The organism is Bradyrhizobium sp. 170 (assembly GCF_023101085.1).
GTDB lineage: Bacteria > Pseudomonadota > Alphaproteobacteria > Rhizobiales > Xanthobacteraceae > Bradyrhizobium.
The window spans coordinates 2,852,978-2,876,618 of record NZ_CP064703.1; the positions used below are offsets into that span (position 1 = coordinate 2,852,978).

Below are 23,641 nucleotides of genomic sequence, written 5' to 3' on the forward strand. Positions count from 1 at the left end.
ATGGCGGCCGTCGAGATACTGGACAAAGCGCCGCACAGCCGTTCTGCAGATCACCTTCGCGTCACACCCGGCGGCGAGGCCCGCGACTATGTTGGACCTGTCAACCCGCTGGCTACCTGGCGTTCGGTCGCGCGCACGAACCTGATTGCGGTCGCTGCATTTTCGGTCGTCGTGAATCTGCTGATGCTCACGCTGCCGATCTACCTGTTCCAGATTTCCGATCGCGTGCTGACGAGCCGCAGCCTCGAAACACTGCTGATGCTCTCGGCTCTCGCGCTGGCGTTCATCGGCATCCTCTCGATCATCGACATTCTGCGTCGGCAGGTGCTGGGGCGTTTTGCGACCAAGATGGAGGCGGTGCTCGGCGGTGCAGTCTTGGCGAGCAGTATCAACAACGCCAGGGCCGGCGAGGGCGGGACCATCCAGGCGATTCGTAGCCTTCACCAAGTGCGGGGATTCATCTCGAGCCCCGTCATGCTTATGCTGATGGACGCGCCGCTCTCGCCCCTCTACTTCGGAGTCATATTTCTCATTCACCGAGATCTCGGCTTAATCGCTGTCGTGTCGGGCTTGGCACTGGTGCTGATTGCGGTACTCAACCAGAAAGCGACCTCGGAGCGTCTGAGCGAGGCAGGCCTGCATGCTGCTGAGGCCGATGCCGCGGCCGAGTCGCTGGCGCGAAATTCGCAGGTGATCAATGCGATGGGAATGCTGAGCGAGAGCATTCTTCATTGGGGTCGCCGGCAGGCGCCGGCTCTGACGGTGCAGAGCCAGGCCCTTGACCGGAATTTCTGGATCAGCGGTGCGTCGAAATTCGTCCGGCTCGTGACCCAGATCACGATCCTCGGCGTGGGCGCCTATCTGGCCCTCAACGCCGAGATCACGGGCGGCATGATGATCGCGGCCGCAATCATCGTCGGCCGCGCCCTGCAGCCGCTCGAGGGCCTGATCGAGGGATGGCGCAGCTGCGTTCAGGCGCGATCGGCCTATGCGCGTGTCAAGCAGGCGGTCGAGTCATTCCAGCGCGAGACGCCGAAGCTGCGCCTGCCCAAGCCGCAAGGCCGTCTGACCGTGGATCGGGTCTTGTATTTGCCGCCCGGCTCGAAGGAGCCGGTGCTCAATAGCGTGTCGCTCGAGCTCGCGCCCGGAGAGTCTCTTGCCATTGTCGGACCGTCTGGGTCGGGGAAGTCGACCCTAGCGCGCATTCTGGTGGGCTGTCTGGTGCCGACCGCCGGCAAGGTCAGGCTGGACGGAACAGAGCTGCGCAACTGGGATCGCCGCCAGTTTGGCGAATATACGGGCTACCTGCCCCAGGAGGTCGAGCTATTTCCCGGGACGATCAAGCAGAACATCTGCCGCATGCGGGACGACCTGCCCGACGCGAGCATCTATGAGGCGGCGATATTCTCGGGCATTCACGACATGGTCTGTCAGCTGCCGCAAGGATACGAGACCGTGCTCGACCGCGGCGGCGGCCCGCTCTCCGGGGGACAGAAGCAGCGCATCGCGCTCGCCCGGGCATTCTTCGGTGATCCGTGCCTTGTCGTCCTCGACGAGCCCAACTCGAATCTCGACGCGGCGGGGGAGCTGGCTCTGACCGAGACCCTGCAGCGCGCCAAGAAGCGGGGGGTCACCGCGGTGGTGGTAACCCTGCGCCCTGCGCTGCTAAACAGCGTGGACAAAGTGCTCATCCTGCGGGCCGGACGGGCCGAAGCATTCGGATCTCCGAGCGACGTGCTGCATCGCCTGGTTCGGTCGCCCGGCGGGGCCGCCGCAGGTAAGCCGGAGCAGCCGCAACGCATCGAATCCTCTGGCCCGTGAGGTGACCGCGCGGGAGGACAGGATGAAAGCAAAAAAGGACAGCACCGGTGAGTGGTACCGCGGCGTTCCGCTGAGCGCCAAATGGCCCATCTTCACCGGCCTCGCCATGCTGGTCGTTTGGCTCGGATGTTTCGGTGTTTGGGCCGGAGTCGCTCCACTGAACAGTGCGGTCGTCACCTCGGGCACGTTCGTGGCTACCGGACAGAACAAGCTGGTCCAGCACCTCGAGGGCGGCATCATCCGCGAGATTGCGGTAAAGGACGGTGATGCCGTGGAGGCGAACCAGGTGCTCGTTCGCATGGACGACACCGCTGCCAACTCCAAGCTGAGGCGATTGGTTTTAAAAAAGTATCGGCTGCTCGCCATGAAGGCGCGTCTCGAAGCTGAGATGAGCTCTTCAGAGACAATCGAAACTCCCGCAGCATTCAGCGCGAGCGCACGTGATCTGGAAATCAAAGCGGTTCTTGAGCGGCAACGTGCCGAACTGAGGGCGCGCCGGACCAGTCTCGTGACCCAGGAAAGCGTACTCATGAAGCAAATCGCGGGGCTGGAGGAAAGCATCCGCGGATATCAGGCTCAAGTGCAGTCCACCCAACAGCGTATTGCCCTGTTCGCCGAAGAGCTGAAGGACAAGAATTCGCTTCTTCGCCAGCAGTTGGTCCGCAAGTCGGATGTGCTGGCGCTGCAACGCTCCGAGGCGAGTCTCGAGGGAGAGCTTGGCGAGTATCTTGGCCGCATCGCCGATTCGAAGGAGAGGATCGCTCAGGCGAACGAAAGAATAGCCCAGCTCCACTCGACGGCGCTCCGGGATGCGATCAAGGAGCTGCGCGAGACCGAAGCGGACCTGGATGACGTGGAGGAACAGATTCGCGCCACGCAGGATGTCGTCGACCGGGTCGACGTACGCTCGCCGGTCCGGGGCATCGTCGTGAAGAGGAACTTCCATACACCGGGCGGCGTCGTCTCTCCTGGCGCCGTGCTGCTTGAGCTCCTACCGACAGGCGAAGAGCGCGTCATCGAGGCACATGTGAGTCCCAAGGACATTTCGCACGTGAGCGTAGGTCAGGAGGCGCTGGTGCGGCTGTCGGCGCTCAACCAGCGCATCACGCCCATGGTCGGCGCGAGCGTCATCTACGTGTCAGCGGACGCGTTGGCGGAGCAAGTACAGGTCAAGGCCGAAACACGCCCTGCGAGTGACACGCGTCGGGAATTCTATGTGGTTCGGGTGCGCCTAGACCAAGACGATATTCTCAAGCGAATGCCTGAATTCATCCCGACACCCGGCATGCCGGCCGACATCTACATCAAGACAGGAGAGCGTACGTTTTTCGAGTACATCATGAAGCCGGCCTTCGATAGCTTCTCCCGCGCTTTCCGCGAAACCTGAATGAAAAGAGCAATCTGGTCGTCAATCCCGAGCACCCGCGAGTATCCGTGGTTAACGGAGTTCGAGCGATTGGTGCGATTCGCAATCTTGCTTGTCCAATGCTTCTGCTATTGGTTTGCCGATCGACGGAAAGTGAAACCGCCCAAGGAAGGTCGATCAGGGGATGGAACGCGGATCTCCGGTCAGGTCTTGGACACGCGCCGCACCACTTGACCGAATCATGCTGACCAACGTCCGACTCTACGTGAGCAAGCAGCTCGGCGCGTGGAGCTACGCGGGCGTGTGCACCCATGCGCCAACGAGTGGCGGCCGTGGTCTCGGCGTCGACGGCGTCTCAGACTTCAACGTGCTGCATTCTGGCAAGGACAATGAAAAGGTACAGCTCGGCGCTTAGCTGGATGCGCTTCCGCGCCCTACCGGACCAATCGCGTGGGCCGGACTACGTCAGCCGCGAACGGCGAGGGCGCGCTCTCACCGAAGCTGTTGATCTTTTCCCGGACGAAGCCGATGCAGAGAAACGATCCAGGGCGTATTTGGCGCCGATCCTCGGGTTCATAAGGATGGCGCCGGGCACGCGACTCGGCAGTCATGCCCGGCTGCATGGCGCTAAAGGGCGGCCATCAAATCAAATGCCGTACAAAATTTGCGCAACAGTGCATCCAGATTGTCGGCTTCCGACTAGAAGTAGCATGGCAGACCTTATAGTAACTTCGATCGAAGGAGAGCAACATGGCGGTGCATATGCCAAATTGTTTGCTGACGGGAGTGCCTTACGGCGCTGATCAGACAGTCTACCTAGTGTTCGATAGTTTCGGCGCGTCACGCAGTGATTGCCCTGAAAAAGAGATCGAGCGGGACGACCTCGAAACGATCATCTCCGATCTCCTAACCGGTCAATTCAACGCTCCGGTTCGCGTCATGGCCTTCAACACACTTGAGCACTGGATCGAGGATGTTTCCAACCAAGTAGCCGAAGAAATCCAAGCCCGCTGCGATATCGATAGCGTATCGGTACCCGAACACGTCAGGAACTTTGTTGCAAGCCACACCGGCTTTGCGGCAAGCGGGGCGCTGATGTGAGGGCGGACTTCAGTTGGGACACGCAGGCGGTCGTGAGCAGCACAGCTGATTTGCCTGTAAACTCTGCGTAGTGATTTCGCTACTTGTTGGGGCGTGCTGGAGCAGGAGCAGCCGGAGGCGATGATCGGCTTCTGCTTTTCACGGAATGACGGCCGCTAGGTGAACTCGCCACTGAAGGAAATCGTTACGCGAGCGGAAAGACCCTGTGTTGCTCGTTCGCTGACGGATATGTGGTCAAAGATGCCGAGTGGAAGTCGAGCAGCGGTCATTATCAAGTCCGTATTTAGAATGAGTGGGTTGAAGTTCCCGATGATGCCGTTATTACGGGAGCCTAACAAATTCGGCCGGACGATGGTGTGGCGGCTGTGATCATTGCAGTTCTTTCAACGATCTTCTGCCGTTAAGGCTTCTCGTGCGAGGATTGGCGTCGCGTCAGTTGCGGCACCGTCGAGAAAGACTTTCACCGCGATGCGGGCGCGCAAATCGATCTCGGAAAGCGTTGGTATGTCGCCGAGCTGAAGCACGGCTTCCAGATGGACGTTTCCGTGGAGCATTCCAAGAAACCGGCGGGCATCGGCTTCACAATCCGCAAGATCGATTTCGCCGGCCTGCTTCGCGTTTGCGAGAATTTAAGAACCGCGATGGCTGGCTTAGGACCGTGTTTTGCGTAGGCCTGCGTCGCATCGGGCTGTGTAACAAACCTCCAACAACGACGATGTCATCATCGTTTCGAGAAGATTACGCCCGATGATGATGAGCAGTTCCCTTAGCGGCAGGGAAAGCTGGTCGGCATCGACACTCAGCGCGTTGGACGAGTACTGGCTGACGACTTTGGTGAACTGGTCGACGAGAAGTTGCTGAACATTCTCGCGTCGTGTCAACTTTTCCCGGAGCAGTCGCCGGTAGAGACCGTGCGGCGTCCATGCCCAGCTCGATCGCCCCAGCAGGAACGCCGAGAGAACCGCGCAGTTAGACCAGCCGCGAATCTGGCTGCTTTACCCGACACCGCTTCGCGGACACGAAGGATATCGCCCGTCGCACCCCACCGGAGAAATCTGACGGCATCGGCCGGCGGCAAGATCGTCACCATCTTGCGCGTCCACCGCGGCTCCACGAGTAGCCAACTCCCCGTGCCCGTGGGTCGCATGGCAAAGACGTGCTTATGTCTGTGGTGGACGAACCGATGCCACCACTGCCGTCGAAGACCGGGTACGAAACAGACGATCCAGTCGGCTGGATCGACGGTCACCAGGGATCCATTCTCGTCGACGTTGTTCGTCAGGTCTGGCGGGACATCGCCGACGACATTCAGTCTCGAAGGGCTCTCTCTATTTCGCCCCGGCCAGGACCGCCTCGACTGGACAATATCGTTAGCTGCGCTCATCGGGTAATGCTCCTCACGCTCGCGCATCCACGAATGAAGCTTTCGATGCTGGCGCTCACGCGGTCGGCTGCTGCTGCCTCCTGGCGCATTGCGGGGCTCAGCATGAGTGCCTGGTAGAGCGGTTCCCTCAGCAGCCCCAGCAATTGCTCGGCATACAGCTGAGCGTCAGTTATCGACAGGATGCATATCGTGAGTTGAGACAGAACTGCCTTCGTGCAATGGTCGCTGGCTGGGCAACGCCGACGGAGTCCGCTGCTATTGGTGCTTTTGCTACGATCGTCTTGGCTTAGTCTGATAGAAGGCCGCAGCTCGCGCTGTGATCCCTGCAGCGCTGTTTGGAGAGCAGCTAAGGTGCCGCATATCGTCTGTCATTACTCGGCCGGCAAGGATGCCGCCGCTACGCGAAGTACTCATGGAGCTCCATCGCGTCGCTGCCTCCACGGGGATCGTGAAGGCTGAAGACCTTAAGATTCGCGCTCAAGCTTTAGAGGACTATCTCGTCGCCGGAGAGCTGTGGTCGTTCTTCCACGTCGCTCTCTATATGCTTGCCGGGAGGACATCGGAGAGCGGGGGCCGCATACCGGACGCGATAGCCGGCGATGAGAAGTAGACCGCCGCCGAGTTCAATCGCGACAGCTACGGCGAAAGCCAGCGGCGGGAAAGGCAATCCGACGGCACCGATCATCCCGATAGTGGCGCTGTAGGCGCCGAGCTTGCTCAGGCCGCTCATGGCGAAGGGAAGACCGATCATCAGGCGGCCGACAAAGGGAAGGTACCGGGTCGCGAACATTGAAGCCTCCTTGAAGTGGACCTCCACATCTAATTGCGGGTGAGGTGAATATTGTTGTGGAGGTAGCGCTTTCGAAATAGAAATGATTGAAAGTGATCGTTGCAGGATTGTCGATGTCAAAGCTGCCCGACTTCGAGGGACTGGCCATGTTCGCCAAAGTCGCCGAGGAGCGCTCATTCGCCGCGGCGGCCCGGACCATGGGCGTATCGGTTGCCACGGTCTCGCGAGCCGTCACGCGTCTCGAAGAACGCCTTGGCGGGCGCCTGTTCAACCGAACGTCCCGGCGACTTGCGTTGACTGACTACGGTCACACGCTCGCCGAGCGGGCGTCCAGGATCTTCGCGGACGGAGAGGCGGTCGAGGACTTCGCGCGCGAGGCCTCCAGTCGCCCGCGGGGCCTCGTGAAACTTGCGGCCCCGCTGTCTTCCGGCACGCGCTGGGTCGCACCCATGCTGCCCGAATTTTTTCGGCGCTATCCTGATATCGCAGTCGATCTTCACCTTACCGATGCGCGCACGGACCTGATCGGAGACGGCTACGACGCAGCGCTGCGCATTGCCGTTCTGGAAGACTCATCGCTCGTCGCGCGACTGATCGCACCTGTTCGACGGTTCGTCGTTGCATCGCCAACCTACATTGCAAGATATGGCCGTCCGCAGCATCCACACGACCTCGTCACCCATCAATGCCTGAGCTACGCCAATAGATCGAAGCGTGATGTCTGGCGCTTCACTAATCTGAAAAAAGGTGAGGAGTCTCTGATTACACCAACGGGGCCGCTACGGGGAACAAGTATCGAGGCTTTATTGCCGACAGTGCTTGAGGGGTTAGCGATCACCGAACTCCCCGAGTTTATCGCGACCCCAATATTTTTCGGATGGGCAGCTTGAACCGATTCTTACGGATTGGCGGCTGCCGGAAGGCGGATTGTACTTCGTGACGCCGACGGCTCGCGCACGTTCCGCCAGGGTCTCCGCCCTGGCTGATTTCCTGATCGCCGGCTGACGGATGCAAGGTGGAGTGTGGAAGTGGTGATGGGGTGGAAACCGGCGAAAAAACGGAGAAAGCAGACATAGGTCAGCGACGCGCTACGATTCGCCGCGCCTGGTCGTCTCGAAGAGAAGCCAGACCCGCCTTCGCCGATCCAGTTCTCGAGCGGGCTCGCGCGCCGGCATGTGCCTCGCGCATGCTTGCCACGAGCAACTCGTTGTCCTTGCGCAGTTCCTCCAGCATGTCGATGGGGTGGACGTCGGCCTCATTGTTGTCGCGCACACGCTGGCATCTCGCGATATGGCCGATCGATCTGATCGTGGTGCCGCCCACCTTTCGGACCCGCTCGGCGATCGCGTCCGTCGTCGCGAAAATCTGCTCGCTCAGGTCGTCAAGCAGCAAATGAAAATCGCGGAAATGCGGCCCAGAAATGTGCCAATGAAAGTTCTTCGTCTTGACGTAAACAGCGAATATGTCCGCCAAAGCCGCGTGAAGGACGCGGAAAGCGCCTGAACAGCATCGTCGGAGAAGCCGCCCGAGGTGGCAGGTGCGGCTGTCTTGGATCCGTTGGTGTTCATTTCGTCGATCTCCGGTATTCTGGTTGCGATCGAAGGTCGCCGGCAAGCCTGCGACATCAGCCGTCCCGGCCCTCCACCGGTTTCCCGTTCTCAACCGAAAAGCTTGTTTGCCGTCTTGGCCAAGAACTCGCGCTAGTGACGGGCGCCCGCCAATTCGATCTCGGTGGGTTGGCGCGAACCATCGCCGCCGGCGATGGTGGTCGCTTCATACGGGGCGCCGCCGACGATTTCGCTCAAGGTCATCTGCCCCTGGTGGCTGTATGGAAGCCCGAGAGGGAAGGGTTATTGCTCATTCTCTGAGTATATGCTCTGATTGGGTTGGGAAAACTAGCGATGATCCGGCCTGATCTCATCATTTTCGACTGCGACGGCGTGTTGGTCGATAGCGAGGTGCTGAGCTGTCGCTGTCTCTCCGACACGTTGGCCAGATACGGCATCAGCCTTGACGTCGATCAGGCGCTGGATCTGTTCCTTGGACGGAGCGTGACGGCGGTCTTCCAACATTACGAAGTGTTGGGACGATCGATCCCCGAGCAATTTGCGGCCGAGCTGAGGGCAGGGGTTCGAGCAGCGTTTCTCTCGTCGCTTTGCCCGATCGAAGGGGTGGACTCGGTATTGCAAGGCTTGCAAATCCCGCATTGCGTCGCCTCGTCCAGTGATATCGATCGGGTGTCCTTCTCGCTCTCTTTGACTGGCCTCGCGCCGCATTTCGACGCGCGTCTCTATACCTCGCAAATGGTGGAACGCGGCAAGCCGGCACCCGACCTCTTTCTGTACACAGCCCAAAGGATGCAGGTGGATCCAGGCCGCACCCTCGTGATTGAGGACAGCGTTAGCGGCGTCAAGGCCGGCAAGGCGGCCGGCATGACCGTTTGGGGATTTGTCGGAGGCAGCCACTATCAATCGCGTGACGGCAAGGCCATTCTGCGCGAAGCGGGCGCCGATCGCGTGTTCGGACGAATGGCGGATTTCTGGCGGACGGATCGGCAAGGAGACTGATGGCAGCATCCGATAACGAGAAGTCGCGTCTGGACGAAGCCGCGCGGGCCGGCTGGCTCTATTTCATTGCCGGTCACACCCAGGATGAAATTGCCAGAATGCTGCAGGTTTCGCGCGCCTCGGCGCAGCGCCTGGTTTCACTGTGCCTTGCCGAGCGCTTGATCACCTTTCGCCTCGAGCATCCGATCGCGGCATGCATGGAATTGGCGGCACGCCTGAAAGACTCGTTTCACCTGGCCTATTGCGAGGTCGTGCCGACCGATCCCGCCAAGCCGCTGTCGGCCGCTGGAATTGCCGAGCGCGCCGCCAACATCCTTGAATCGACGTTGCGGTCCGACAAGCCGACGATCGTGGCGCTTGGCACCGGCAGAGCCGTGCGGGCTGCCGTCGAGCGCGTGTCTCCGATCGACTGTCCGAACCACCAGATCGTGTCGCTGGTCGGAAACATTTCGGCCGACGGCTCGGCCAGCTTCTTCGACACCGTTGGTCGTCTCGCCGACCGGACCAAGGCGCGCCACTATCCGATGCCGCTGCCGTTTCTGATGTCGTCCGAGCGCGAGCGCGACCAGATGCTCAAGATAGATCCGATCGCCAAGGTAAGGGCGGTCGCTGCCAAGGCCGACCTGCGGCTCGTCGGGGTCGGGCAGATGGATCGGCAGGCACAAGTCCACGTTGACGGTTTTGTCTCGCGCGAAGAGCTGCTTGAGATGATGCGGCTGGGCGCCGTTGGCGAACTGATCGGCTGGGCCTTCGACGAGGAGGGGCACCTCATCAAGGGCGGGACAAACCTTCGCCTCACCAGCATTCCACCGCAGGTGCCTGCCGAGGCCCTCACCATCGGAGCGGCGGTCGGGCGTGCCAAGGTTGCGGCCATCAGGGCGGCGCTCAAGGGGCGGCTGCTGAACGGGCTGATCACCGATGAGGCGACCGCGGGCGCCATCCTCAAGCAGTAGCCACCGACTGACCTTTCGGCCTCGGCGCGCGGGTTTCCCCCGGCTATGCGACCCCGGCGAACTATGTTCCTCCGCCTGCAAGTCCGGTGCAGAAGCGCTATCCGATCCTTGACAACGCTGGGACTCGGTGTGAACATAAATGCAAGGCGTGAGCATATGCTCAATGCCATAAGGGAGGTTACCGTGAAACACGTCCTCAGCGCCCTCCTGGGCGCGGCTACCTTGCTGGGCGCAGCCCCTTCCGTCGCACAGACAACCCTGACCATAGCCACGGTGAACAATGGCGACATGATCCGGATGCAGTCGTTGACCAGCGAGTTCACCGCCAAGAACCCTGACATATCAGTGAAATGGGTGACGCTCGAAGAGAACGTCCTGCGCCAGCGCGTCACCACCGACATCGCGACCAAGGGGGGGCAGTTCGATGTGCTGACCATCGGCACCTATGAGGTTCCGATCTGGGCAAAGAAGAACTGGCTCATTCCGCTCGACAATCTGGGACCCGACTACGACGCCGCGGATCTGCTTCCCAAGATTCGTGATGCCGCCTCGGTATCGGGCAAGCTCTACGCTGCGCCCTTCTACGGCGAGAGTTCGATGGTCATGTATCGAACCGACCTGTTCCAGAAGGCCGGCCTGACCATGCCGGAAAAACCGACCTGGGATTTCGTGATCGATGCGGCGAACAAGCTCACCGACAAGTCCGGCGGCGTCTACGGCATCTGCCTGAGAGGCAAGGCGGGCTGGGGCGAGAACATGGCGTTCCTGACCGCGATGTCGAACTCGTTCGGCGCGCGCTGGTTCGACGAGAAGTGGCAGCCACAATTCGACAAGCCAGAGTGGAAGAAGACGCTCTCGACCTATGTCGATTTGATGAAGGTCGCGGGTCCTCCCGGTGCAAGTTCGAACGGCTTCAATGAAAACCTGGCGCTGTTCAATTCCGGCAAATGCGCGATGTGGATCGACGCCACGGTGGCGGCGTCCTTTGTCACCAATCCGAAGGACTCTACGGTGGCCGACAAGGTCGGCTTCGCGCTCGCACCGAATGCGGGGCTCGGCAAGAACGCCAACTGGCTGTGGGCATGGAATCTCGCCATCCCGGCGGGTTCGAAGAAGACCGCCGCGGCGGAAAAATTCATCGCCTGGGCGACCAGCAAGGAATACAGCAAGCTCGTCGCCTCGAAGGAGGGGTGGGCCAACGTCCCGCCCGGAACGCGAACCTCGCTCTACCAGAATCCGGAATATCTGAAGGTCGCGCCGTTCGCCAAGCTGACGCTGGCGTCGATCGACTCGGCGGATCCGAACAAGCCGACGGTGCAGCCGGTGCCTTACGTTGGGGTGCAATATGCGGCGATCCCGGAATTCCAGGGTATCGGGACCTCCGTCGGCCAGCAATTCTCGGCCGCCCTGGCCGGCTCATCGACGGTCGAAGCGGCGCTCGCAGCGGCGCAATCGGCCACCGAGCGTGAAATGAAGCGCGCCGGCTACATCAAATAGCGCGACCGCGCCGACCTCTGCGGCGATCTCCTCCCGGCGAGCCGCAAACTGACTGCCGTCCGGTCCGATGAATGACCGGACGGCAGTCTCATCGAGTTTCCCTAAGGTTACCCGGAGGCGGCGATGGCAACCCAGCAGACACAGGTTCTCGGTAGGGCTCTGCTGATGCCGGCCGTCGCGTTGCTGTTCATCTGGATGATTGTCCCGCTGGCGATGACGATCTATTTTTCGACGCTGCACTACAGCCTGCTCGACTCCGAAAACTGGAGCTTCGTCGGGCTGGAGAATTTTCGATACTTTCTCACCGATCCCGCCTTCCTGACCTCCCTGCGGAACACCCTGGTGCTGGTCGGCTCGATCCTGGCCATTACGATCCTGCTCGGCACACCGCTCGCGCTGTTGCTTGACCAGCCGGTGCTCGGGCGCAGTGTCGTTCGGCTGATGGTGATCGCGCCGTTTTTCGTGATGCCGACCGTCAGCGCACTGGTCTGGAAAAACCTGCTCATGCACCCGGTCTCAGGACTGTTCGCCTGGATCGCGACATCATTGGGACTGACACCGATCGATTGGTTCACCGATGTGCCCTTGTTCGCGGTGATCCTGATCGTCGCCTGGCAATGGCTGCCCTTTGCGACCCTCATCCTGCTGACGGCGCTGCAGTCGCAAGACGAGGAACAGAAGGAAGCGGCCGAGATGGACGGCGCGAGCGCGCTTTCGAAGTTTATCTATCTCACATTGCCGCACCTTGCGCGGCCGATCACCGTTGTCATCCTGATCGAAACGATATTCCTGCTGACGGTGTTTGCCGAGATCTTCGTTACGACCGGCGGCGGTCCCGGCCTGCAAACGACCAACATCGCATTCCTGATCTACGCTCAGGCGCTTATCCAGTTTGACGTCGGGAACGCTTCCGCCGGCGGACTGGTCGCGGTCGTGATCGCCAATATCGTGGCCTTCTTCCTGGTGCGGATCGTCGGACGGAATCTGGAGGCATAGCGATGGCACGAAAGGTGACGACAAGGCGCGTATGGGTGTCGACGGTTGCCGCGTGGTTGTTCGGATTTCTGATTTTCCTGCCGATCCTCTGGATGGTCCTGACCAGCTTCAAGAGCGAGCTCGATGCGTTCGCCATGCCGCCAAAATTCCTGTTGTTTCACTGGACCACGGAGAACTATGCGACAGTACAGGAGCGCAGCGACTATTTTCATCATGCGCTCAACTCGATCATCATTGCCGGCGGATCGACGCTGATCGCGATGATCATCGCGATACCGGCGGCGTGGTCGATGGCGTTTTCGCCGACAAAACGCACCAAGGACGTTCTGCTCTGGATGCTCTCGACCAAGATGATGCCGTCGGTCGGCGTGCTGGTTCCGATCTATTTGATCGTCCGGGATCTGGGCATGCTCGATACCCGCACCAGTCTCGTCATCATCCTTTGTTTCGGCAACCTGCCGATCGTCATCTGGATGCTGTTTACTTATTTCAAGGAGATCCCGAAGGACATCCTAGAGGCGGCGCGGATGGATGGCGCCACCATCGGGCGCGAACTCGTCTATGTGCTGACGCCGATGGCGGTCCCGGGCCTCGCCTCGACGCTGCTGCTCAATTTCATTCTGGCGTGGAACGAGGCGTTCTGGACGCTGAACCTTTCGACGCTGGAAGCAGCACCGCTCACTACGTTCATCGCATCCTATTCGAGCCCCGAGGGCCTGTTCTGGGCAAAGCTGTCGGCCGCCTCGACGCTCGCCATTGCTCCGATCATCATTCTCGGATGGTTCACGCAGCGGCAGCTTGTGCGCGGACTGACCTTCGGCGCCGTCAAATAGCAGGGGAACAAAGATCATGGGCCAGATCACGCTGCAGGGAGTCCGGAAATCGTTCGGGCCGGTCAACATCATCAAGGACGCCAATCTTGATATTGAGGACGGCTCCTTCGTGGTGTTCGTCGGACCGTCCGGGTGCGGCAAGACCACGCTGTTGCGCCTGATCGCCGGGCTTGAGGACGTCACCGGCGGGCAGATCCTGATCGACGGCAAGAACGTGGTGGACGTACCGCCGGCCAAGCGCGGCCTGTCGATGGTGTTCCAGTCCTATGCGCTCTATCCGCATATGAGCGTCCGCGGCAACATCGCGTTCGGCCTGAAAATGGCCGGGCTGCCGCGACCGGAGATCGACCGCAAGGTCGAGGCCGCGGCCGCCACGTTGAACCTGACCCCCTATCTGGAGCGCAAGCCGCGCGACCTCTCCGGCGGTCAGCGTCAGCGCGTCGCGATCGGACGCGCGATCGTGCGCGAGCCCAAGGCATTTCTGTTCGACGAGCCCTTGTCGAATCTCGATGCCGCGCTCCGCGTCCAGATGCGCATGGAAGTGACAAAGCTGCAGAAGCAGCTCGGAACCACCGCCGTCTACGTGACCCACGACCAGGTCGAGGCCATGACCATGGCGGACAAGATCGTCGTGCTCAACGCGGGCAACATCGAACAATACGGCTCGCCGCTGGAACTGTACGAGCGCCCGGCGAACCTGTTCGTCGCTGGCTTCATCGGATCGCCGAAAATGAATTTTGTACCAGGGGAAGCGGTCGGCGAACCCAGTGTAGCGACGCTCGGCGTCAGGCCCGAGCATCTGAAGATCGGCAAGGAGGGGAAAGGCTGGCCCGGCACCGTGTCGGTCGCCGAGCATCTGGGCAGCGACACCTTCCTCTATGTCGACGCCGGCAAGCTCGGAATGCTGACGGCGCGCTGCATCGGAGAATTCAGTCTCAAGGCCGGTGACCGCGTCTGGCTTTCGCCCGATCCGGCGCGCCTGCACCGCTTCGACAAGGACGGCGTGGTCATCAGCACATGAGCGGATAGCGCGCCGTGCCGCGATGAGCAAACAGGAAGAACAAGAATATGTATCTGGAAAAATTCAAGCTTGATAGAAAAACGGCCCTGGTGACCGGCGCCGGCCAGGGAATCGGCCTCGCCTGTGCCGAGGCACTGGCGGAGGCCGGAGCGAAAGTCGTGATCGCCGATCGCGACCCCCAGCTTGCCGATACCGGGTGCGCCAGCCTGACGGCGAAAGGCCTGGATGCCGAGTCCGTTATCATGGACGTGACGGACTCGAAGCGTGTTACCGAGGTCGCCGATCAACTGGCATCCCGCTACGGCGGCATCGATATCCTCGTCAACAATGCCGGCATCGCGCGAAGCGAGACGCCGGCCGAAGAGGTTGCCGACGAACACTGGAACAACGTCATTGACGTCAATCTGAACGGCACGTTCTGGTGCTGTCGCGCCTTCGGCAAGCACATGCTGGAGGCAAAGGCTGGATCCATTGTGAACATCGGCTCGATGTCCGGCTTCATCGTCAACAAACCGCAGGGGCAATGCTACTACAACGCCTCCAAGGCCGCAGTGCACCATCTCACCAAGTCGCTCGCTGCCGAGTGGGGCGCGCGCGGCGTACGGGTCAACGCCGTGGCGCCGACCTATGTTGCCACCCCGCTCAACGCCTTCGTCAAGAACAGCCCGCAGATGTACGATGCCTGGATCGGCGGCACGCCAATGGCGCGAATGGGGGAGGTCGATGAAATTGCCTCCGTCGTCCTGTTCCTGGCGTCCGACGCCGCAAGCCTGATGACCGGCAGCGTTGTCATCGTTGACGGAGGCTATACGTGCTGGTGAACTGGCGCTGATCTGAAGAGGATTGCCATGCAGCAAGCCTTCGTCGGCATCGATGTCGGAACATCGAGCGCACGCGCCGGGATATTTGACGAGAACGGCAGTCTGCTGGCCACCGCCCGGCATCCGATCACGGTGTGGCACGAAGCGGGGAGCGTCGTCGAGCAGTCGTCGTCCGAGATCTGGGCAGCCTGCGCAGCCTCGGTCCGCGCAGCCATGGCAGAAGCTGCGCTTCCCGCTTCCGCTATCACTGGTATTGGCTTCGACGCGACCTGTTCGCTCGTGGTCGTGGACGATGCCGGTAACCCACTGACGGTCAGCGTGTCCGGCGACATCAGGCGAAATGTCATCGTTTGGATGGACCATCGCGCGATTGCCGAAGCCCGCCGGGTCAACGAGACGCGGAACGACGTGCTGCGCTATGTCGGCGGTTCGGTGTCGCCCGAAATGGAAATTCCAAAACTGCTTTGGCTGAAGCGGCACCTGCCGTCGACCTATCACTCGGCCGGTCATTTCTTCGACCTCGCCGACTATCTGTCGTTTCGCGCCACCGGATCGACGACGCGTTCGATGTGTACGCTGGCGTGCAAATGGAATTATCTCGCTCACGAACAGCGCTGGAGTGGCAGTTATTTGGAGCGCATCGGTCTTGGCGATCTTGCCTCGGACGAATATGCGCGAATCGGAACTGAGATCGTCGCGCCTGGCGTGCCGCTGGGTGCCGGCCTGACGAAGTCCGCGGCACACGATCTCGGCCTGCTCGAGGGAACGCCGGTCGGCGCTTCGCTGATCGACGCGCACGCCGGGGGCGTGGGCACGATCGGTGGGCGCGGGGAGTCGGGTGAGCCGGTCGATGTGCGTCGTCGTCTTGCTTACATCATGGGGACCTCGGCCTGCATCATGGCGACGACGGGTGAGCCGTGCTTTGTCCCCGGCGTCTGGGGTCCCTATTATTCAGGCATGGTTCCGGGGTTCTGGCTCAACGAAGGCGGTCAGTCCGCCGCCGGTGCGGCCATCGACCATCTCGTCAGATCCCATCCAGCGTATGACGAGACCGTTGCAGCGGCACGTGCCGCCGGCATGGAAATTCTGGAATTTCTCGAGCGGCGTATCGTCTCGCGCGCGGCAAGCCTGGGTGAAGCAGCATTGCTTGCGCGTGACATCCATGTCCTGCCCGAGTTTCTCGGCAGCCGGTCGCCATTTGCCGATCCGGACGCGCGTGCGGTGGTCGCGGGAATGGACCTCGACGTCGACATCGGTTCGATGGAGCGGCTGTTCGTGGCCGGGCTCTGCGGGCTTGCGTACGGCCTTGCCGATGTCGTGGAATCCCTTCGATCGCACGGCGTCGAAAGCGATATGATGGTGATCAGCGGCGGCGCCGGACGAAGTCCGCTCGTTCGCCAGATCATGGCAGATACGACCCGCCTGAACATTGCCGTCCCCAAGACACAGGAGCCTGTCCTGCTCGGCGCTGCCATGCTGGGCGCCGTGGCGGCGAAGTCCCGCGGATCGATCGGTGAGGCGATGGCCTCGATGTCCGCGATCGGTCGGCTGAGCGAACCGGCGGCAACCGGAATGGCGGACTTCCACCGGATCAAACGAAAGGTTCACGGGTTGATGCGGAAACTCGATTCTGACAGCCGCGATGCCATGCGGGAGATCGCATCGATCGCTGAACTTGCCGCGAAGAACTAGAGCCATGCTGCTGAGCTGCGGAGACGCTCTGGTCGATTTCCTGCCCGTCACGTCCATTGACGGGCGCGACGCGGCCGTACCCGTTGCCGGGGGCTCCTGTCTCAATATCGCCGTCGGCATGGCGCGCCTCGGGGCGCCGGCGGGGTTTGTGGGCGGCATTTCGACCGATCTTTTCGGACGCATCATCGCCGACCACGCGCTTGGTTCCGGGGTCGACCTTCGCTATGCGACGCGTAGCGGGCATCAGACGACGCTTGCGTTCGTCCGTCACGTGGGGGGCGAGCCGCAATACGCGTTCTACGACGAGGCGACGGCGTCCCGAAACTGGAGCTACCGGCAGGGCTCCATCCCCTTCGACGTGATCGAAGCGATTCATGTCGGATCGACCACCCTTGCCAACGACAAAGGGGCAGCCCAGGCGCTGGCGATGATCGAAGACGCGGGCGGCTCGACCACGATCTCCTTCGATCCGAATTGCCGTCCCAAGTTGGTCAGCGACAAGCCGCGCTACATCGATCGGATGAATGCGTTTGCCGCTGCCGCCGACATCGTGCGGATGTCGGATGTCGATTTTGAATTTCTCTATGGCGGGGGCGACTACGCTGAAAGGGCGAGTTCGCTTATCGCGACTGGTACAAGTCTGGTCGTCGTTACGCGTGGGATCAAAGGAGCTCAGGCCTGGCACAGCGGAGCGGGTCTGGTGACGGTCGAGGCGCCCGCAATAGCTGTGATGGATACCGTCGGGGCAGGCGACAGCTTTCAAGCTGCGCTGTTGTTCGCTCTGCGCGCGATCGGACGGATCGACAGCGGAGCGCTGGCGCAATTGAATTCCGACGAGCTGGGTCGTGCGTTGTCGTTTGCGTCGACTTGCGCGGCCTTCACATGCGGGCGCGCTGGAGCCGATCCACCGCGCCAATCTGATGTCCCCCCAGCATTGCCTTCTCTTTTTGCCGGACATGTCGGATGAACCGCGAAATATCGCCAGAGGGACCTGTGACCGTCATACTGTGCAACCAAGATACATGCTTCCCCTCCACACCGAAGCTCTTGAGCGTGTGGGCGCAGCCCACCGCGCGCTCCGCAAAGACTGCGTCCTTATTTGGAAATGGCTGCCAAGCTATTGGAATTGCTAGGGAGCGTTTTGGCTGTTTTTTCCAAATGCGACTTGAAATCGTTAAATAATCAATCGGATTTTGATTCCGCCATTCGGAGGTTCGATCCCTCCCGCCCCAGCCAGTTGAAATCACTCAGCAATCACCCTTTGTTCAGGGCTTGCATTCTGAACGCTTTTCTGCTGCTCATTCTGAACGTCTGTCGCCATTTCGTTCGCCAGCCTGTGTGCGTGCCGCTTGTGGGTGGCCGCGAGCACGCGCTTCTCGGTGCGCTTGGCGTAACCGATGTAGCTCTGCTGCGTCCGGTGCGCTGACAGCGCGCGGCCCTGTCCGTCGGTTAGCTCCGCTTCCTCCAATTCTGTCATGCCGCCGTGACGGCCGGCGTCGAAGGTGAAGTGCGACGGCAGTCCTAGCTTCACACGCATGCGCTGCACCTTGTGTTGCATCGTGCTGAAACCGAACGGCTTAGCCTTACCTTCCTCGATCTCGTACAGGATCATCGGGGTGCCGAGACGCTTCAAGCGCGACAGCACCTCCTCAGCTTCCTCATCGAACTTGATGTCGCCATCTTCGAGCGGATGGTCGACGATCTCGCCGGTCTTGTGATGCTCGATGCGGATCGTCGACTTGGAACCAGTGCGATAGCCACTCCACTTGATGTGTCCGGCGATGACGTTTTCGGGGCGCTGCAGCCACTCGAAGCAGATAACGGCGACCGCCGCCGCCTCGACTTCGCCGTGCTCGATGCAACCATGCGCAAAGGCGTAGACCTCGTCCCGCGTCACGGCCGGCTTTTTCTTTTTCACGCGGGTCTTCATAGTGACGCCGACCCACGGGTTTGGAACATCCTTCGGAAACTCGTCTGGGAAGAGGCGGCGAACCACGCGCCAAGACTTGCGGCAGAGCACGACCAGCTTTTCGCCAGTCCGCAGGCGCTCACCGTCCTCGCGCTCGATGAATTTGTCATAGAGCCTGTCGGCGGCGCGCGGCGTGATGGTCTTGGCAAGGCGGTCGCCGATGCGATCACCCTTCTTGGTGAGCGTGTTGCAGACCTGATCCATCGCCCATTCATAATCGTCGCGCGAACGCACTCCGACCTTATCGAGATAGGCCCTGCTGATCTTGTATTCCCGAAACAGCCAATCAATGGTGCCGTACTTCGGCGTGTTGGGCGCGCTGATCGGGAGCCCCTTTCGCTGCGTGTCCCACTCATCGAACTGGCCGTTCAACACGCCGGCGCGCTTGGTCATCACGGCGAAGTCGGTGCCAAGCGGTTCGTTCTCCACCGGACACTTCAGTTTCCGGTACTTTGTCGGCACATTGTAGTAGTAGGCCGTCTCGCCGCGAGCGAGCTGTTTGGGAATAACGTGCCGGGGCAATTGCACGGTTGCAAATCCTCGGCGAGATCGTTTTGCACCATGCTTGGTGCTATCGCTGCGTCCAGATCGTCGATCAACCATAGCCGTCTACGCCCTTCTGCCACACGAGGCAGAGGATAATCCTTCCCCACTCGTTTGAGGAAGTCCTCTACCGTCGTCTCCCCGCAATATCCTGCGGCCATTGCGGCGGACATGCGGCGCGGCCAGCAGCCCGAGGGAATGATTGATGGACGGCTTGAGCGCGTCAAAATCAACCCCTCTTGCGTCCTCGAGCGACGTGTTCACCCGTCACTAAGTGTGCGCGCCGCATTTGCCTGCCCGTCCCAAGAAGGCCTGTGCCGCCATCCGGCAATAGAAACAAGCAGAAACAGCAGGGGGTCAAAATCTTCTCTTGGGAAGTGTATCTTTATCAGAGAGGGCATTTGGTGACCCTGGCGCAGAAAAAGGATTATTGACCAGGGCGTTGTTGTCGGAAAAGACTGTCGCCGACCTCGAACCTACATCGTTAGCGTTAGAGCGACTGCTGGTCCCGGTGACGGCTTGGATGCCTCACTGCGCGTGCTGGGTTATCTGATGCGCAGCTTACCCGCGCCTTCCCACGGATTCTGCGCATCCTCGGCTTCCATGCCCGGACCGGTATTTTTCGTCGATTTGCAGATGGCGGCCTGTCCGTCGAATCCATGATTGAATAGCCGTTAGTCAACTTATCATTTTGCGGCACGATGGCCTCGTGGTGCAATCGCGTCCATTGTGCCGACGGCGTCCGATTCAAAGATATTAAACGCGTCAGTAACTTTCGGAGCATCCCGTGTTGGGCTTAATGCAAGAGTGGCCGTTGCTTTGTCAGCGGATTATTGATCACGCCGCGACTTGTTATCCGGACCGCGAGGTGGTGACGCGGTCTGTCGAGGGGCCGATCCATCGAACCAATTACGGTCAGATCAGAAGGCGTGCGCTAAGAGTCGCCCAGCGGTTGGATCGCGACGGCGTTGTGCTTGGCGATCGGGTCGCGACCCTGGCCTGGAACACTTGGCGACACCTAGAGATTTGGTACGGAATCATGGGTATCGGTGCCGTCTGCCACACCATAAACCCTCGCTTGTTTCCCGAGCAGATCGCATGGATCATCAATCACGCACGTGACAGAGTTCTTCTTGTTGATGTTACCTTCGTACCACTTCTTGAGAACCTTGCATCGCAACTCGAATTCATCGAGCGCTTCGTCATACTGACCGATCCCGACCGCATGCCGGGCACTTCCTTACGCGGTGCGATCGCGTATGAGGACTGGATCGACAGCGTGGACGGCGACTTCGCCTGGAAATGCTTCGACGAAAACACCGCCGCCGGGCTGTGCTATACGTCAGGCACCACCGGGAACCCAAAGGGGGTTTTGTACTCGCATCGGTCAAATGTACTCCATTCACTAATGACGGCACAGGCAGACGTAATCGGCCTTAGTTGCAACGATACGGTCCTGCCAGTTGTCCCGTTATTTCATGCCAACAGTTGGGGGCTCGCATTCCACGCGCCGATGGTGGGCAGTAAGATTGTTTTTCCTGGCGCGAAGCTCGATGGCGCGTCCGTATATGAACTACTGCGGGATGAGGAAGTAACGTTTACGGCCGGTGTGCCGACCGTCTGGCTCATGCTTCAACAGCATATGGAATCGAACAACTTGCGTTTGCCAGCGCTTCGGCAGTTGACGATCGGTGGCGCGGCGCCACCACCTGCCATGATTGAAGCCTTTGAGCGGATGGGCATCCTTACACGGCAGGGGTGGGGTATGACGGAGATGGGACCTATCGGCTCTATTGGAAGCCTGAAGCCGCCGTTCGCAAATTTGACGGGCGCGGAGCGGATCGCCCAGCTTTCCAGCCAGGGTTTTGCGCCGTTCCTCGTTGAAATGAAGATCACTGATGATTCTGGTGAGAAGCTTCCCCACGACGGAAAGGCGTTTGGCAGGCTGAAGGTCCGTGGTGCAAGCGTTGCCAAGGCCTATTATGGGGTGAATGACGAAGTCCTGGACAAGGAGGGCTATTTCGACACCGGCGACGTCGCAACGATCGACGAGCACGCCTACATGCGCATAACGGATCGATCCAAGGACGTTATCAAGTCGGGCGGCGAATGGATATCTTCCATCGAAGTCGAAAACGTTGCCATCGCTCATCCTTCCGTGCTGGAGGCTGCGGCGATCGCGGTCTCCCACCCGAAATGGGGCGAAAGACCGCTTCTCGTCGTGCAGCTTAAGCCGGGCGTGGCGACGACCAAGATCGATATTCTTTCATTTCTCGAAGGCAAGATCGCGAAGTGGTGGATGCCCGATGACGTTGTCATAGATTCAATTCCCCATACCGCGACAGGAAAGATCAGGAAGTCAGAGCTTCGTGAGCGGTACAGGAACCACCTGCTGCCGGGCGCATCGGATTCGTCCAGCAACGGTTGAATGATTAATCATCCTGTCTCCGCCCAAACCCGCGAGGCATCGCCATGACGTTCACGCTTCCCGAGAACATCGCCACCCGCCCCGTCGCCATCCTGGGTGCGGGCACGCTCGGCCGCCGCATCGCGCTGATGCTGGCGACGCGCGGCGCCGAGGTGCGCCTGTATGCCCGCAGCGCCGCAACGCGGGATGCGGGCGTCGCCTTTGCCAAAGAGAAGTTGCCTGCCGTACTGGCCACGCTGCCGGGGAGCAAGGCCGGCACCATCGTGGGGGTTGACGACATGATGGCCGCGCTCAAGCATGCGTGGCTCGTCGTGGAGTCGGTGCCCGAAAATCTTGAACTGAAGAAGGACATCTTCAAGCAGGTCGATGCGCTCTCTGAACCCGACGCCATCCTGGCCAGCAACTCCTCGTCCTATTCCTCGAGTGCCTTTGCCGACAGCGTGAAGAACCCGGCGCGCCTGTTGAACACGCACTTCCTGATGCCGCCGGGCATCACGCCGATGGAGTTGATGTCGTGTGGCCACACCGACCCGGCTGTCATCCAACTGCTGGTTGACGTGCTGCCCGGCTATGGCCTGACACCCTACGTGGTGCAGCGCGAGAGCATGGGCTTCATCTTCAACCGCATCTGGGCCGCCATCAAACGCGAGACGCTGGCCGTGGTAGCCGAGGGTGTCGCGTCGGCGGAGGTGGTGGATGCCATTTATAGCCAAGCCACCGGTTCACGGACCGGCCCCTTCCGCCTCATGGACGCTGTGGGCCTGGACGTGGTGCTGAGCATCGAAGAGAATTATGCCCAGCACCGGCTCGGCCTGCCTGAGGGGCCGCGCATTTTGCTGAAGAAGATGATTGCCGAGGGCCGTCTTGGCGTGAAGAGCGGCCGAGGATTCTATGACTACCAGTGATGTGACATCCATCGGTCCTCGCGGGGTAGGCATGAGTGACGCTATTTGGTTTGTCGCTCTGGGCCAGAGTGGCCACAAGATGTAAGTTTCGTCTTGAGCGCCTAATGATAACGTGACGGTCACAGGACCAGATCCTGTCCGAGATCTGAACCTGCTTAAATCTAGCCGACCAAAGGTTGGACTCATAAGCGCGTAGCCAAATCCGAATGGCTGCGAGCTAGATGAAGGCAAGGTAGTTTGCGGCGAGTTTGTCATACCGGTGGCGACGCGCCGGCATTGCTTGCCGCGCCAGCCAGCGAAAGTGGCAGGGGAGAGCCGGGACGCCTATGGATAATCTCACTATCGCGTTGTGCATTTCTATCGGTACCGGTGTGCCGTGGCTGATCGCCATTTACTCGGACACTGGTGCCCGCCAGCTGATTGAAAACAGCGTGTTCGGGCTGGTGGGGACCGCCTTCGGGGCAAGCGCGTTCAACTGGATTTCTTCCACGTACGGCATTGTCGCCTTGGTATCCCTCGGCCCCGTGGTGGCATTTCTGACGATCATTGCCGGTCAGGCCGTCAAGCGCGCCATCTTATCCAAGCTGTAGCGGTAATCGTACTAGCTGCTCCTTGCTTTGATGGCCGCTTGCCGAGGTCAGGGGGATGTCGCCTTTTGGCACCGTTCCGACCTAGCGATGTCCGGTTTGAGTCTGCAATTCGCCGTAACGTCAAAAGTTACTCGTACCGAACATCTTCGGCATTTACATCGGGTATAAGTTCAATAGCGAAGGCTATTGTTGAGCTATATTCCATGGTGTGCCCTCAGAAGCTGAGATGGAGGAGCATTGACCTGCTCTTCGGTCTTCTGGAATCGTTAGAGTGTCTGAAGATCCTCTGTCTTTTTTCAGTCGGCAGAGTGCTATCCGTTTTCACCCGGCACTGTCCCATATGTTCGGTCGCTGATTTCTATAT

General features: G+C 60.4%; 19 protein-coding genes and 2 pseudogenes. 17 read left to right on the forward strand and 4 right to left on the reverse strand.

What is annotated here, in order from left to right; translation table 11 throughout:
* The 4 genes from IVB05_RS13355 to IVB05_RS13370 all read left to right on the forward strand — a co-directional run bounded on the left by IVB05_RS13355 (position 1) and on the right by IVB05_RS13370 (position 4,288).
* Positions 1–1,821, forward strand: a complete 1,821-nt coding sequence (locus IVB05_RS13355) for a type I secretion system permease/ATPase (protein WP_247784823.1) — start codon at positions 1–3, stop codon at positions 1,819–1,821.
* 22 nt (positions 1,822–1,843) lie between these two features.
* Positions 1,844–3,208 (forward strand): HlyD family type I secretion periplasmic adaptor subunit, encoded by a 1,365-nt coding sequence (locus IVB05_RS13360; protein WP_247784824.1) that lies wholly within the window; start codon positions 1,844–1,846, stop codon positions 3,206–3,208.
* 220 nt (positions 3,209–3,428) lie between these two features.
* Complete coding sequence (locus IVB05_RS13365; protein WP_247784825.1) at positions 3,429–3,602, forward strand: hypothetical protein; 174 nt, start codon at positions 3,429–3,431, stop codon at positions 3,600–3,602.
* A 335-nt stretch (positions 3,603–3,937) separates the two neighbouring features.
* Positions 3,938–4,288, forward strand: a complete 351-nt coding sequence (locus tag IVB05_RS13370) for a hypothetical protein (RefSeq protein ID WP_247784826.1) — start codon at positions 3,938–3,940, stop codon at positions 4,286–4,288.
* Positions 4,289–6,156: 1,868 nt separating this feature from the next.
* Here the strand turns inward: IVB05_RS13370 and IVB05_RS13375 are convergent.
* Complete coding sequence (locus IVB05_RS13375) at positions 6,157–6,462, reverse strand: DoxX family protein (RefSeq protein ID WP_247784827.1); 306 nt, start codon at positions 6,460–6,462, stop codon at positions 6,157–6,159.
* 113 nt (positions 6,463–6,575) lie between these two features.
* Here IVB05_RS13375 and IVB05_RS13380 point away from each other — a divergent pair.
* Positions 6,576–7,467: pseudogene (locus tag IVB05_RS13380) on the forward strand (LysR family transcriptional regulator).
* Positions 7,468–7,539: 72 nt separating this feature from the next.
* Here the strand turns inward: IVB05_RS13380 and IVB05_RS13385 are convergent.
* Together IVB05_RS13385 and IVB05_RS13390 are read right to left on the reverse strand one after the other, a co-directional pair.
* Positions 7,540–8,076 (reverse strand): DNA starvation/stationary phase protection protein, encoded by a 537-nt coding sequence (locus IVB05_RS13385; RefSeq protein WP_247784828.1) that lies wholly within the window; start codon positions 8,074–8,076, stop codon positions 7,540–7,542.
* 86 nt (positions 8,077–8,162) lie between these two features.
* Positions 8,163–8,303 (reverse strand): annotated as a pseudogene (locus IVB05_RS13390) (NAD(P)H:quinone oxidoreductase); the annotation flags it as partial.
* A 60-nt stretch (positions 8,304–8,363) separates the two neighbouring features.
* On the opposite strand from IVB05_RS13390, the gene IVB05_RS13395 reads away from it, so the two are divergent.
* From IVB05_RS13395 to IVB05_RS13435, 9 genes are all read left to right on the forward strand, one after another.
* A complete protein-coding gene (locus IVB05_RS13395; protein WP_247784829.1) occupies positions 8,364–9,029 on the forward strand; it encodes an HAD family hydrolase in 666 nt (221 codons plus the stop codon).
* Positions 9,029–9,982: a sugar-binding domain-containing protein gene (locus tag IVB05_RS13400; protein ID WP_247784830.1), complete on the forward strand. Its 954-nt coding sequence runs from the start codon at positions 9,029–9,031 to the stop codon at positions 9,980–9,982. Before IVB05_RS13395 ends, IVB05_RS13400 begins: the two co-directional genes overlap by 1 nt.
* 183 nt (positions 9,983–10,165) lie before the next feature.
* Positions 10,166–11,479 (forward strand): sugar ABC transporter substrate-binding protein, encoded by a 1,314-nt coding sequence (locus IVB05_RS13405; RefSeq protein ID WP_247784831.1) that lies wholly within the window; start codon positions 10,166–10,168, stop codon positions 11,477–11,479.
* A 123-nt stretch (positions 11,480–11,602) separates the two neighbouring features.
* Entirely contained in the window at positions 11,603–12,475 is an 873-nt protein-coding gene (locus IVB05_RS13410) for a sugar ABC transporter permease (protein ID WP_247784832.1), read from the forward strand.
* Positions 12,476–12,477: 2 nt separating this feature from the next.
* Positions 12,478–13,308 carry a carbohydrate ABC transporter permease gene (locus IVB05_RS13415; RefSeq protein WP_247784833.1) on the forward strand — a complete coding sequence of 277 codons (831 nt, stop codon included), beginning with the start codon at positions 12,478–12,480 and terminating at the stop codon, positions 13,306–13,308.
* 16 nt (positions 13,309–13,324) lie between these two features.
* Positions 13,325–14,329 (forward strand): ABC transporter ATP-binding protein, encoded by a 1,005-nt coding sequence (locus tag IVB05_RS13420; RefSeq protein ID WP_247784834.1) that lies wholly within the window; start codon positions 13,325–13,327, stop codon positions 14,327–14,329.
* Between the two features lie 47 nt (positions 14,330–14,376).
* Entirely contained in the window at positions 14,377–15,150 is a 774-nt protein-coding gene (locus tag IVB05_RS13425) for an SDR family NAD(P)-dependent oxidoreductase (RefSeq protein ID WP_247784835.1), read from the forward strand.
* Between the two features lie 27 nt (positions 15,151–15,177).
* The gene (locus tag IVB05_RS13430; RefSeq protein ID WP_247784836.1) at positions 15,178–16,842 is read left to right on the forward strand and encodes an FGGY-family carbohydrate kinase; all 1,665 of its coding nucleotides are present in this window, start codon (positions 15,178–15,180) and stop codon (positions 16,840–16,842) included.
* A gap of 4 nt (positions 16,843–16,846) precedes the next feature.
* Positions 16,847–17,809: a carbohydrate kinase gene (locus IVB05_RS13435; RefSeq protein WP_247784837.1), complete on the forward strand. Its 963-nt coding sequence runs from the start codon at positions 16,847–16,849 to the stop codon at positions 17,807–17,809.
* A 276-nt stretch (positions 17,810–18,085) separates the two neighbouring features.
* On the opposite strand, the gene IVB05_RS13440 is transcribed toward IVB05_RS13435, so the two are convergent.
* Positions 18,086–19,339 (reverse strand): hypothetical protein, encoded by a 1,254-nt coding sequence (locus tag IVB05_RS13440; protein ID WP_247784838.1) that lies wholly within the window; start codon positions 19,337–19,339, stop codon positions 18,086–18,088.
* Positions 19,340–20,141: 802 nt separating this feature from the next.
* Here IVB05_RS13440 and IVB05_RS13445 point away from each other — a divergent pair.
* The 3 genes from IVB05_RS13445 to IVB05_RS13455 all read left to right on the forward strand — a co-directional run bounded on the left by IVB05_RS13445 (position 20,142) and on the right by IVB05_RS13455 (position 23,277).
* Entirely contained in the window at positions 20,142–21,782 is a 1,641-nt protein-coding gene (locus IVB05_RS13445) for a long-chain-fatty-acid--CoA ligase (protein WP_247784839.1), read from the forward strand.
* 44 nt (positions 21,783–21,826) lie between these two features.
* Positions 21,827–22,687 (forward strand): 3-hydroxyacyl-CoA dehydrogenase family protein, encoded by an 861-nt coding sequence (locus IVB05_RS13450; protein WP_247784840.1) that lies wholly within the window; start codon positions 21,827–21,829, stop codon positions 22,685–22,687.
* A gap of 326 nt (positions 22,688–23,013) precedes the next feature.
* Complete coding sequence (locus IVB05_RS13455; RefSeq protein ID WP_247784841.1) at positions 23,014–23,277, forward strand: hypothetical protein; 264 nt, start codon at positions 23,014–23,016, stop codon at positions 23,275–23,277.
* Positions 23,278–23,641 lie beyond the last annotated feature (364 nt).

Coding starts and splice junctions, on each gene's coding strand:
- IVB05_RS13450 (WP_247784840.1), top strand. CDS start 21,827: ATGACGTTCACGCTTCCCGAGAACATCGCCACCCGCCCCGTCGCCATC.
- IVB05_RS13410 (WP_247784832.1), top strand. CDS start 11,603: ATGGCAACCCAGCAGACACAGGTTCTCGGTAGGGCTCTGCTGATGCCG.
- IVB05_RS13400 (WP_247784830.1), top strand. CDS start 9,029: ATGGCAGCATCCGATAACGAGAAGTCGCGTCTGGACGAAGCCGCGCGG.
- IVB05_RS13375 (WP_247784827.1), bottom strand. CDS start 6,462: ATGTTCGCGACCCGGTACCTTCCCTTTGTCGGCCGCCTGATGATCGGT.
- IVB05_RS13455 (WP_247784841.1), top strand. CDS start 23,014: ATGGATAATCTCACTATCGCGTTGTGCATTTCTATCGGTACCGGTGTG.
- IVB05_RS13420 (WP_247784834.1), top strand. CDS start 13,325: ATGGGCCAGATCACGCTGCAGGGAGTCCGGAAATCGTTCGGGCCGGTC.
- IVB05_RS13395 (WP_247784829.1), top strand. CDS start 8,364: ATGATCCGGCCTGATCTCATCATTTTCGACTGCGACGGCGTGTTGGTC.
- IVB05_RS13430 (WP_247784836.1), top strand. CDS start 15,178: ATGCAGCAAGCCTTCGTCGGCATCGATGTCGGAACATCGAGCGCACGC.
- IVB05_RS13360 (WP_247784824.1), top strand. CDS start 1,844: ATGAAAGCAAAAAAGGACAGCACCGGTGAGTGGTACCGCGGCGTTCCG.
- IVB05_RS13370 (WP_247784826.1), top strand. CDS start 3,938: ATGGCGGTGCATATGCCAAATTGTTTGCTGACGGGAGTGCCTTACGGC.
- IVB05_RS13365 (WP_247784825.1), top strand. CDS start 3,429: ATGCTGACCAACGTCCGACTCTACGTGAGCAAGCAGCTCGGCGCGTGG.
- IVB05_RS13415 (WP_247784833.1), top strand. CDS start 12,478: ATGGCACGAAAGGTGACGACAAGGCGCGTATGGGTGTCGACGGTTGCC.
- IVB05_RS13425 (WP_247784835.1), top strand. CDS start 14,377: ATGTATCTGGAAAAATTCAAGCTTGATAGAAAAACGGCCCTGGTGACC.
- IVB05_RS13435 (WP_247784837.1), top strand. CDS start 16,847: ATGCTGCTGAGCTGCGGAGACGCTCTGGTCGATTTCCTGCCCGTCACG.
- IVB05_RS13355 (WP_247784823.1), top strand. CDS start 1: ATGGCGGCCGTCGAGATACTGGACAAAGCGCCGCACAGCCGTTCTGCA.